General features: G+C 61.4%; 15 protein-coding genes. 12 read left to right on the forward strand and 3 right to left on the reverse strand.

Annotated features, from left to right (window positions below):
- Window positions 1-131: 131 nt before the first annotated feature.
- The 3 genes from A6A05_RS00125 to A6A05_RS00135 all read right to left on the reverse strand — a co-directional run bounded on the left by A6A05_RS00125 (window position 132) and on the right by A6A05_RS00135 (window position 2,949).
- Window positions 132-1,106 carry a hypothetical protein gene (locus A6A05_RS00125; RefSeq protein ID WP_068496256.1) on the reverse strand — a complete coding sequence of 325 codons (975 nt, stop codon included), beginning with the start codon at window positions 1,104-1,106 and terminating at the stop codon, window positions 132-134.
- A 266-nt stretch (window positions 1,107-1,372) separates the two neighbouring features.
- A complete protein-coding gene (locus tag A6A05_RS00130) occupies window positions 1,373-1,564 on the reverse strand; it encodes a helix-turn-helix transcriptional regulator (RefSeq protein ID WP_068496258.1) in 192 nt (63 codons plus the stop codon).
- A gap of 239 nt (window positions 1,565-1,803) precedes the next feature.
- Entirely contained in the window at window positions 1,804-2,949 is a 1,146-nt protein-coding gene (locus A6A05_RS00135; RefSeq protein WP_068496260.1) for a tyrosine-type recombinase/integrase, read from the reverse strand.
- A gap of 574 nt (window positions 2,950-3,523) precedes the next feature.
- Between A6A05_RS00135 and A6A05_RS00140 the strand changes: the two genes are divergently transcribed.
- From A6A05_RS00140 to A6A05_RS00185, 12 genes are all read left to right on the forward strand, one after another.
- Window positions 3,524-4,621, forward strand: a complete 1,098-nt coding sequence (locus A6A05_RS00140) for a hypothetical protein (RefSeq protein WP_156520812.1) — start codon at window positions 3,524-3,526, stop codon at window positions 4,619-4,621.
- Entirely contained in the window at window positions 4,618-5,082 is a 465-nt protein-coding gene (locus tag A6A05_RS00145; protein WP_156520813.1) for a thermonuclease family protein, read from the forward strand. The genes A6A05_RS00140 and A6A05_RS00145 overlap by 4 nt, the downstream gene beginning before the upstream one ends.
- A 242-nt stretch (window positions 5,083-5,324) precedes the next feature.
- On the forward strand, window positions 5,325-5,513 hold the full coding sequence (locus A6A05_RS20480; RefSeq protein ID WP_156520814.1) for a hypothetical protein: 189 nt from the start codon (window positions 5,325-5,327) through the stop codon (window positions 5,511-5,513).
- 4 nt (window positions 5,514-5,517) lie between these two features.
- Entirely contained in the window at window positions 5,518-5,817 is a 300-nt protein-coding gene (locus A6A05_RS00155; protein WP_068496272.1) for a hypothetical protein, read from the forward strand.
- A 131-nt stretch (window positions 5,818-5,948) separates the two neighbouring features.
- On the forward strand, window positions 5,949-6,311 hold the full coding sequence (locus tag A6A05_RS00160; protein ID WP_068496274.1) for a hypothetical protein: 363 nt from the start codon (window positions 5,949-5,951) through the stop codon (window positions 6,309-6,311).
- Window positions 6,311-6,523: a hypothetical protein gene (locus tag A6A05_RS20485; RefSeq protein ID WP_156520815.1), complete on the forward strand. Its 213-nt coding sequence runs from the start codon at window positions 6,311-6,313 to the stop codon at window positions 6,521-6,523. Before A6A05_RS00160 ends, A6A05_RS20485 begins: the two co-directional genes overlap by 1 nt.
- Window positions 6,520-6,837 carry a hypothetical protein gene (locus tag A6A05_RS00165; protein WP_068496276.1) on the forward strand — a complete coding sequence of 106 codons (318 nt, stop codon included), beginning with the start codon at window positions 6,520-6,522 and terminating at the stop codon, window positions 6,835-6,837. The genes A6A05_RS20485 and A6A05_RS00165 overlap by 4 nt, the downstream gene beginning before the upstream one ends.
- The gene (locus tag A6A05_RS00170; protein ID WP_068496278.1) at window positions 6,834-7,316 is read left to right on the forward strand and encodes a hypothetical protein; all 483 of its coding nucleotides are present in this window, start codon (window positions 6,834-6,836) and stop codon (window positions 7,314-7,316) included. Before A6A05_RS00165 ends, A6A05_RS00170 begins: the two co-directional genes overlap by 4 nt.
- Before the next feature lie 11 nt (window positions 7,317-7,327).
- Window positions 7,328-7,483, forward strand: a complete 156-nt coding sequence (locus tag A6A05_RS20490) for a hypothetical protein (RefSeq protein ID WP_156520816.1) — start codon at window positions 7,328-7,330, stop codon at window positions 7,481-7,483.
- Window positions 7,484-7,513: 30 nt separating this feature from the next.
- Window positions 7,514-7,696, forward strand: a complete 183-nt coding sequence (locus A6A05_RS00175) for a hypothetical protein (RefSeq protein ID WP_156520817.1) — start codon at window positions 7,514-7,516, stop codon at window positions 7,694-7,696.
- A 75-nt stretch (window positions 7,697-7,771) separates the two neighbouring features.
- Window positions 7,772-8,011 (forward strand): hypothetical protein, encoded by a 240-nt coding sequence (locus A6A05_RS00180; RefSeq protein ID WP_068496282.1) that lies wholly within the window; start codon window positions 7,772-7,774, stop codon window positions 8,009-8,011.
- Window positions 8,011-8,607: an ATPase gene (locus A6A05_RS00185; protein ID WP_068496284.1), complete on the forward strand. Its 597-nt coding sequence runs from the start codon at window positions 8,011-8,013 to the stop codon at window positions 8,605-8,607. The genes A6A05_RS00180 and A6A05_RS00185 overlap by 1 nt, the downstream gene beginning before the upstream one ends.
- Window positions 8,608-8,640: the final 33 nt, after the last annotated feature.

The following is an 8,640-nucleotide window of genomic DNA, read 5'->3' on the forward strand; positions in this document are numbered from 1 at the left end:
TCGCCGACAGCGACAGGGTCAAAAGCCTCTGCTATCAGCCCTGGGTCCAGCAGGTCATTTCGTAGGTTCGCCGGTATTACTCCGGCCCGCACTATTGTTCGGCAGCCAGTGACTGGGGTTGGGAATTTCTGTCACGGTGCGCGTCGATTGCCCGCGTGGTTTTGGCAGTCGAGCGGTAGTCCGTAATTCTCCAGCGCGGGGCATATCTCGCTCCAGTAGTGTGAAGCACCTACGTTGGCAGCGAAGCCCGCGACGGCTGCAAAGAAAAGGCCCACCACCACGCCTAGAGCAATCTGGACAACCAGCAAGCCCACAGTTGCCTTCCCGAGCAAATAGCCCCACCGCATGACAGTCCCGAGCCACAAGGCGAATCGGTGAGGCAGTCCAAGAAGCGGATTGTCGTGGTAAATTGACATGAATGGTGCAAACTTGTGTGCTTCAATAAGTATTCTGCACCATTTGCTGTGTGCGAGTCTTAGCCCAAGCGGGTAGATAAGCTCATAAATAGGCACATCACTGCTGCCAATGCGTTTATTTCCGCTCTCCATCACTACGCCCGTGGATATAGCATACTTCAGCATGCGGTCTGCATACATGCTGCCATACCCCCAGTACCTGTTGAACGCACGGCAGGTATCAAGGTGCTGGGCGATTTCGCGGAAGTTCGCTGAATCTTTCCTTTGGAAATAGAGAAAGCGCGCGATCTCGTAGCTTGAAAGCCAAAGCCAGAATTCCGTTAGGTGCGGGTATGTAATGGTGTTCGCCGACGTGTTAAGTGTAATGTTATTACTTGTTGTTGGAATCCCGGCTTCTAGCAGGAGGGACTCATAATTTCCGCCACAATCTATGAATATGACGATGGCAGGCAGGAGATCCTTGGATATTTCACGAGGGATGCCGTGCGGGTATTTGTGGCCAATTGTTGAAGCCAGATTGGTGAGGATGGTTTTGCGTTCGCGGAGAAACCACGGAACAGCAACCCTGCCAATGGCGGTGTCTGCGTAATCCGGAAGCTCCGTGGCTTCGGGCGCGAAGTACAGGTGAGCGAGTCGCTTCATCTCGGACTTAGCGGCCCACCCCATGTTCTCGGAAAGCCAGCCCCACATAAGCGCCCCCAACGTTTCAAATACCCCAGCCACTACTAGGAGAGACAGGCGCCAACTGCAAGCCGCTTAGCTGCCATCGCCGATGCGGGCGAGCCACACCGCGCCCATCCGATCCACCCCAGCCCGCACCACTCCCGCCCGGGCGGGACCGTGTTAGGGGTGGACAGGCAGACTTGCGGCGCGGCAGGCCGGAAGGCGTCGGACGGGGAACGTCGTTCCCCGCCGTGCGGAGTAGGTGTTCGATTTCATCGAACAGGGAACATGACCTAAGGGCGGACCCGGCCAGCGTCCAGATACGCGGCGACGTCCTCGGCCAGATAAAGGACTTTGCGCGATCCAGGCGGGCGCACAAACGCAGGCCCCTCGCCAAGCGAGCGCTTGTTGCGAAGGGTCTTGGTGCTGATATTGAGGATATTGGCGACGGCGGACTCGGAGAGGACATCAGACAGCGTGACCATGGCAAACGGTCTCCCGTTTGTCCTGGCGTGTCCACTTGCCGAAGACAGGGTGGTGTGGCAGTTGACTGCGGCTCTTTTGCGCGTTGCCTGGGGGCTAGGACGGTTGCTTAAAGCAGTGTTTTGCGCTTAGAGACAGCCATCCGGACTTTGGGTGCAACCCAAACGCCCGGTGGGGCCACTTGATGAAAATGGATGATCTTTTTAAGCACTAAGACTGCTGTTGTCAATCTTTTTGACGGCTAAAAGAGATCATCCACTTTGCTTGCGATGGCCTTAGCCCGATCCTGGGCAATCCGCTCATAGCGCATTGTTGTCTTGGCGTCCGCGTGTCCCATGGTCTTGCCGACGGCCTTGGCGCTTTCCCCGCTCGCAATGAGATGGGTGGAGTAGGTGGCGCGGAGGTCATGGATATGGACACCCTTGATCCCGCACCGCTTGCAGGATGCCGCCCAAAAAGCCTTGATGACAACTTGATGCCCCTTTCCATACCTGCCGGGGAAAACGTATTCATTCCCTTCCTCGGCGATCTTGTGCCGTCGCTCAAGGATTGCTTGAGCGCGCGGACTGAGGTGCAGAACCTTATCCTTGGCCTCTTTGGTCATGGTGTGGGGGATGGTGATTGTGCCCTGAGCGAGATTCGCAGCCTCCCACTTGAGGGCAAGGATCTCTCCTATCCGGGCGCCCGTATATAGAAGGAGGCGGCCAGCATCGGCGCTCTGCTGCGCGGGGGATTGATCGAAGTCGGCCAGCAGCGCCCGCACTTGATCTTGGGTCAAGACCACCTCCCGTTCCGCGTCCCGGTGCTTCCTGATGGACTTGTCGTTGCGGAAGTCGGAGGCCGGATTGAAGGCGCTGTCCGTGGTCCGGTTGTAGAAGGTCGACAGGATGATGATGGCTTGATTGGCCTGCCGCCCGCTCTTGGCCTGGATGCCCCGATACGCGGCCAGAATGTCGGCCTTGTTGATGGTGGAAGGCTTGCGGGTGCCGAGGGTCGGAATGATGTGGCTGTTGATGACAGACCTCCACGTTTTCCGCGTAGTGGGTTTCAGGGCGTGAGCATCGAACCAGGTCATCAATTCTTTGGACAGGGGGCCTTCTCGGCGGGCCTGCTTGACGGCGGCGGTGGGGTCGGCGCCCCTCTGGACCTCGCCAAGGATGCGAAAGGCCTCCTGGCGGGCGGCGTCGTAGGTCAGCACATCGGAGCGGCCGATCTTGTGGCGCTTCTCCTCCCTTGCCCTGGTGGTGAACTGAACAAGGAAGGTCTTGGCCGTCTTGCCCACATACACGCCGAATCCAGGAAGAGAGGTATCCCAATAATATTCCCCCGACTTGCCTTCGGGAACGGTGAGCGTCTTGAGCTTCGCGGCGCTTAGCTTCAACTTCATGATTTGCCTCGCCTTCTCCGACGGAAGCCAAAAAAGCTTACGACGTGGGCGGCAGGATAGTTTGTAAGGCTCTTGTAAGTCAATGATCGGGAAAATGCGGGTTTTGTCGGGATTGACCGGGAATGCAGCGCCTATAAAACCATGGTAAATCAGCGTAGTATGGATCGATTGGGACCGCTCGGGAACGGAAGTCAATAGCTTCCCAAGCTTACGACGAGGGTTCGATTCCCTTCCGGGACGCCAACACTTTCCCCCGCCGAATCATCGGTTGTGATACCACAACCGCATGGTGTCCGCAAGGTTACGCTTGCAAGGGAGAAGGCGAGGGGAACCCCATGACGTAAAAGCAAAAAGGCCGCTAACCCAGTGGGATAGCGACCTGCTGCACGTCTAAGAAAATCCGCTTGGCAGCGACTTTCTTAGCGTGTGGCAGGTGGCAGTGTCAACGGAAAACCGTGTGTTTTCCGGCCGGGCCGGCTTGTCCTTTTTCCTGTCGTGATCCCCACGCCCTCCGAAAGGAGGAGCGATGACGTTTGACACAACACCTACGGCCGTGAGGCCGAGTGCGCGTGACATGATGAAGGCCGCCCTTGCTGCGGCGGTGGCGGAAAGTCGGCGCAAGGCTGCGCCGGGCTTGGTCGGGCTGAGCCTCGACCGATACCAGGAGAAGATCGAGGCACCGCCGCCGATGGTGCAGGCGCCCCGCCGGCGCGGCCCCTCGCGGCGGATGATCCAGCAGCGCAGGGCCGCCCATGCCCGCGCCCGCTGGCCGTGGAAGCTGCAGACGCAATGGGCCTGGACCGACGCCGAGGCCTGCCTGATCGACGTGCTGCTGTATCTGGGTGGCGGCAGCGGCTGTTTCGACGCCTACCGTTCCGAATTGGAGAACCGTGCTGGCGTGCGGCCTTCGACCCAGCGGGCGGCAGAGACCAAGCTGCGGGCCTTGGGGCTGCTGGAAGTCACCGAAAATCGCCTGGGCTACGCCCGCAACGAAGCCAACAGCTATCGCCTGAAAGGGATTTTGCGCGAGGCGGCCCGCATGTTGTGGTTGAGAAGGGGGGAGGGTACAAAAGATTGCGCACCCTCCGGGGGTGTTGAAAATCAACAACCCCATACATCCCCCTCATTGGCCCCCGGAAAGTCGATAAAGCGGACGCCTGGCCGGCGCCCTCCCGTCGCCCTGCAGGCGCCGACCTCCCCCCAATCAGGGGAGGTAAGTATGTCGCTCGGCAGGACCGAGGTGGCGAAGCCGCCCGAACCCGACACGTCACCATCGAGTGTGGATGAAGCGTTGGCCCTCGACCTGGCCAGAACCTTCCTGCCCGATATCGCCCCGGACGAACCTTCACCGGAAACCGCCGACGAGCTGATGGCGATCAGCGACCGCCTGCAGCGAACCTATGCCCCGACCCTTTGGCCCCAGGTGTGGCGGACCTGGCGGGCACGGTTCGGCCTGATCGCTGCCCTGGCTGTGCTGAAAACCGGGGTGATGCGGCGGGGCGGCAAGATACGGGAAAGCGGGGCGCAATACCTGTCTGGCATCCTGGGCCGCAATCGGCGCCAGGCGCCGGCCCCCGAGGCGACCTTGCAGGCGATCCGCGCTTCCCGGCGGGCGCCAGGGCTGGCCATGACCAAGCGGTGGCCAGCGGCCGGCGGGAGGGACCGGCCATGAAGCTCGGCAAGTTTATGATCCAGATCATCACCATCGCCGCCTTCGTCGGGATGGCTGTCAAACTTTTCACTGTCGTTTCAATGGCTTCGCCCCAGGCCACGCCGGCCCGCATTTTGTGGGTGATCGATGGCGACACCTATCAGGTCAGCCATGCCGGCGCCCCCGCCGGCGAGCCGGTACGGGCACGCCATTTCGACACGCCCGAGAAGGGCGATCGCGCCAGATGCGAGGCCGAACGGGTGAGGTCGGCCGAGGCCGCCGCCTTCGTCCGAACCTTGTTGCCGCGAGGTAGCCTGGTCCTGCTGTCCGACATCGGCCGGGACCGCTACGGCCGCCTGCTGGCGACTGTCACCCTGGAGGATGGCCGCGACCTAGCCGGCCAGGTGATCGGCGCCGAGCTTGCCCTGCCTTACGAGGGCGGGCGGAAACAGGGCTGGTGCGGCCTGGGGCGGTCACCATGACGGCCCAGAAGCTAAGGGGCGTTCCGCCCCTCGCGCCGGCAATGGACAAGCGCCGGGCTTTGCCCGTCGTCGGGGGCCGGGATGCCCCGAAAATCCGCAGGCGGATCGCTGCGCGCCCTCCGGGTTTCGGGAGCTACCCCGCCCGGCCCCCGATCCTTGCCCTTGCTACCCCCGATTCCACGACGAGGAAAAGGTGCGCCGTTCACCAGGTGCATCGCCTCACTCATTCGGGAGGACCGAACATGCAGACCTATGACAAGGACGCCGACTATCGGGGAATGACACTGGCCGCCCTCGACCACCGCATCATCTTCGCGAGCGTTTACACGAAACCGGCTTTGGAAACGGCCCGCCAATATGCCCTGGACCACGGACAGACCCACCGGGCCGCCAGCTTGACGGAAATCATCATGTCGCGCAGGGAGGGCTGAAACCATGACCATCCATCAGAAGCCTCAGCGCCGGTTCGAAAAGGGCAAGGGCCGACGGTTCAATATTCCCAAGATCGACAGCAATGAAGCCTGGCGGTTCACGCGCAACGGCCAGGTCTACGATCATTGGCGCCAGCCCGCGTTGCAGGCCATGCACCAGGCCGCCTTTCTGGCCTATGCCCGCTATCAGATCGGCGCTGCCCGCCAAGCCCGCCTGGATGGGCGCCCAGCCGACGCCGCTACAGGCCTGCAACTCGCAGCCAGCTTCCGCCGTACCGTCCAGGGTGAAAGGATCAAGCCATGAGCCTTGTTTCGCAGCCCGTGTACACGGATCGCAAATCAAGGCCGCAGGAGGCCGGCGGGAAGCCGCCGGCACCCCAGCAGCCGGAAAACAGCCTCCCCGCCCCCACGCATTGCCGCTGGTGCGGGACGCAGATGGTCAACCCGCGCCGCAACCAAATCTGTTGCTGTGCCGAGTGCCGCCAGGCTTGGGAGCGGTCGAAGCGTCAACGATCCAAGCAGATCGCGGCCGACAAGCCGAAGGGCACCTGTCTGTGGTGCGACGGGGACTTCGACCGCAAGCACAAGCATCAGGACTTTTGCAGCACCGACCACCAGCAGGCCTTCAACAATTTCTGGAAGGGCAAGGGGCCGGCCTTGGCCAAGGCCCTTCACGCCTGGCGGGTCGGCAAGGCCAAGGGCGGCCTGACCGACCTGTGCCGGGAATTCTCGAACGCCCGCGAGGAATTGAAGGACAAGCGGACCAAAGCCGGCGCCCGCAAAAAGGGAGCGAAGTGATGGACAACAAAGATTGCGGATGTCTGCCGATGTTGGCGTGGGTTGTGATCTTGACGGCCATCGGCTACGTCACGTTTTGGTGGGTTCCCATTATTGTCGCGCTATTCCTGGGCTTTGCCGGTTCCAACTCGAACCCAGACCGACGACGCACGCCGGCAACAGATGAATGGATGGCCGAAGGCCTTCGCCTGTGGCGGAACCGTCAGCCATGACCGCCGCTCAGCCGACACACACGGTCAGCCCCGGTGCCGCTCAGGCGATCGCCTATCACAACCACCATGCCGAGGAAGCCCATCGATCCGCCCTGGCGGCCCTGGATCGTTACAACGCAGCCATGCTTCGCCTGCAGAAGGCCCTGGCCACCGCCGATGTCTATGGTGCGTCGCAGGCCGAGGCCCTGGCCGACACCGCCTGGTCCGAGATGCAGTCCCTGCTGGCCGAAGGCTACCAGCACCGCAACAGCGCCGCCCTGGCCGCCGGTATCGCGGCGGGCATCATCACCGAAAAGAACGGAGAACCGACATGAAGAAGACCCTTGCCCATGCCGCCGTCTTGGTGGCCACCCAGATCGGTACTGTTCAGGCCGACTTGATTCGGGACGATATGGTGCTCTCGGTCGTGGGGACGGTTGCGGAATCGAGTTGTTCGCTTCTGCATCCGCAACAGCCACCAGATGCCATCATCCCGTTTGAAGGTATTTCCGATGCCTTGAGCTACGACGCTTACGGTGATGTTGCGCTCGCACCAGCGAAGCTTGCTGTCCGACCTGTCCCAGGTTTTTCCTATTTGCATCAAACCGTGTGGCAGTTCGCGGGAAATGACCTTCGCGGCGTTGTTTATGCCTCGGTCCCTCTATTCCTGACCGGTGGCGTTCAATCTAAGCGCCTCACAGTACTGGTTCCACACGAGTTCGTCGGCCAAGACGAATTTCATCAGGCATTATCCGGTGTCTGGGAAGTCCGGGCCGGGGAAAGAAGCCTATGTCTGTATTTGCCGACGCGATGAAGGAAACGGCCATGTCTCGACTTGCAGCGTGGTTGAAATGGGGGAACCACCCTAATCTGTGGGTGCGATGGGGCGTCGGAGCCGCTGCCGCCGTGGCCCTCGCCATCACCATGTACGGCCTCGCTGGCATGAGCATGAGCGTCGGCCATCTCCTTGCCCGCTTCTGAAGATACACACCAACTATCGAGGTGATGACCATGACCGAAGAAACCAGCAGGATCATTTTCCGCTCAGTCGTCGTGTTTCTTTTGATCGTGATCGCGATCAATACCCGTCCACATAATGTCGTCTACGACCCGAGCGCTTATGTCGAGCTCGTCAAGATGAACGTGACTTTGGAAAAAATGCTACTCGCCTCCAAGGGGGACGAGGTTCGCTGATCCTGAAGTTCCCCCCCACCTTTGACTTGTGCATCGCGTATCAGATACCCTTTCCACAACATCAGGAGCGTGAACATGGCTGCCGTGGATTTCGAAAAGATGACCGAAGCGGACGACCGCCATTTCGCGGCGGCCTTCACTCGCGCCCTGGCCAATGACCAGGGCGACGAGGCCAAGCGTCACTTGGCGGCCGGTCGGTCGATCTATTACATGGACGATCGCTACCCGGACGCCATCGTCAAGGAATTCCCCGACGGCCGGCGCCAGTTGGTGGCCCTGCAGGATGATCGCGAAGTCGTCTTGCGCGACCTCTGATGTACCAGCTTTGGATCGTCGCCGGCCCCAATGGGTCCGGCAAGACCACGCTGACCAGGAAGCACCTGGCCAGCCGTCTTCCTGTCGTCAATCCCGACGATATCGCCCGCGAGTTGGCCGGCCTGCCGACGGCCACGCCCGACATCGCCATCCAGGCCGGCCGACAGGCGCTGACACGCCAAAGGCAGTTGATCGCCCAGCGACAAAGCTTCGCGCTTGAAACCACCTTTTCAGGAATTCGCGAACTCAATCTGATGCGGGACGCCAAGGCGGCCGGATACAAGGTCAACCTGGTGTTCGTCTGCACCGAGGCGTCGGCAGTGTCGGTCTTCCGCATTGCCGTTCGTGTCGCCGACGGTGGACACAACGTTCCGGCGGCCGACGTGCACCGCCGGTACCAGCGCAGCCTGGCCAACCTTCCCGCCGGCATCGTTGTGGCCGACCGCACCTGGTTGCTGGACAACAGCCGAGCCCGCATGCGCCTGGTCGCGTCGATCGAGAACGGCCAGGTCAAGAGCCAGGCGACATCTCTGCCACGATGGGTCCGCACCACCCGACTGGCCATCCTGGAACGCGATTCCGGCCTTTCGCGGTAGCGGACAGGCAGCGCCAATGCGGACGGGCCGGCC

Source organism: Magnetospirillum moscoviense (assembly GCF_001650635.1).
Taxonomy (GTDB): domain Bacteria; phylum Pseudomonadota; class Alphaproteobacteria; order Rhodospirillales; family Magnetospirillaceae; genus Magnetospirillum; species Magnetospirillum moscoviense.

Bases quoted from the DNA above. Each gene is read 5' to 3' on its own strand.
- A6A05_RS00125 (WP_068496256.1), bottom strand. From the start codon at position 1,106: ATGTGGGGCTGGCTTTCCGAGAACATGGGGTGGGCCGCTAAGTCCGAG.
- A6A05_RS00130 (WP_068496258.1), bottom strand. From the start codon at position 1,564: ATGGTCACGCTGTCTGATGTCCTCTCCGAGTCCGCCGTCGCCAATATC.
- A6A05_RS00135 (WP_068496260.1), bottom strand. From the start codon at position 2,949: ATGAAGTTGAAGCTAAGCGCCGCGAAGCTCAAGACGCTCACCGTTCCC.
- A6A05_RS00140 (WP_156520812.1), top strand. From the start codon at position 3,524: ATGATGAAGGCCGCCCTTGCTGCGGCGGTGGCGGAAAGTCGGCGCAAG.
- A6A05_RS00145 (WP_156520813.1), top strand. From the start codon at position 4,618: ATGAAGCTCGGCAAGTTTATGATCCAGATCATCACCATCGCCGCCTTC.
- A6A05_RS20480 (WP_156520814.1), top strand. From the start codon at position 5,325: ATGCAGACCTATGACAAGGACGCCGACTATCGGGGAATGACACTGGCC.
- A6A05_RS00155 (WP_068496272.1), top strand. From the start codon at position 5,518: ATGACCATCCATCAGAAGCCTCAGCGCCGGTTCGAAAAGGGCAAGGGC.
- A6A05_RS00160 (WP_068496274.1), top strand. From the start codon at position 5,949: ATGGTCAACCCGCGCCGCAACCAAATCTGTTGCTGTGCCGAGTGCCGC.
- A6A05_RS20485 (WP_156520815.1), top strand. From the start codon at position 6,311: ATGGACAACAAAGATTGCGGATGTCTGCCGATGTTGGCGTGGGTTGTG.
- A6A05_RS00165 (WP_068496276.1), top strand. From the start codon at position 6,520: ATGACCGCCGCTCAGCCGACACACACGGTCAGCCCCGGTGCCGCTCAG.
- A6A05_RS00170 (WP_068496278.1), top strand. From the start codon at position 6,834: ATGAAGAAGACCCTTGCCCATGCCGCCGTCTTGGTGGCCACCCAGATC.
- A6A05_RS20490 (WP_156520816.1), top strand. From the start codon at position 7,328: ATGTCTCGACTTGCAGCGTGGTTGAAATGGGGGAACCACCCTAATCTG.
- A6A05_RS00175 (WP_156520817.1), top strand. From the start codon at position 7,514: ATGACCGAAGAAACCAGCAGGATCATTTTCCGCTCAGTCGTCGTGTTT.
- A6A05_RS00180 (WP_068496282.1), top strand. From the start codon at position 7,772: ATGGCTGCCGTGGATTTCGAAAAGATGACCGAAGCGGACGACCGCCAT.
- A6A05_RS00185 (WP_068496284.1), top strand. From the start codon at position 8,011: ATGTACCAGCTTTGGATCGTCGCCGGCCCCAATGGGTCCGGCAAGACC.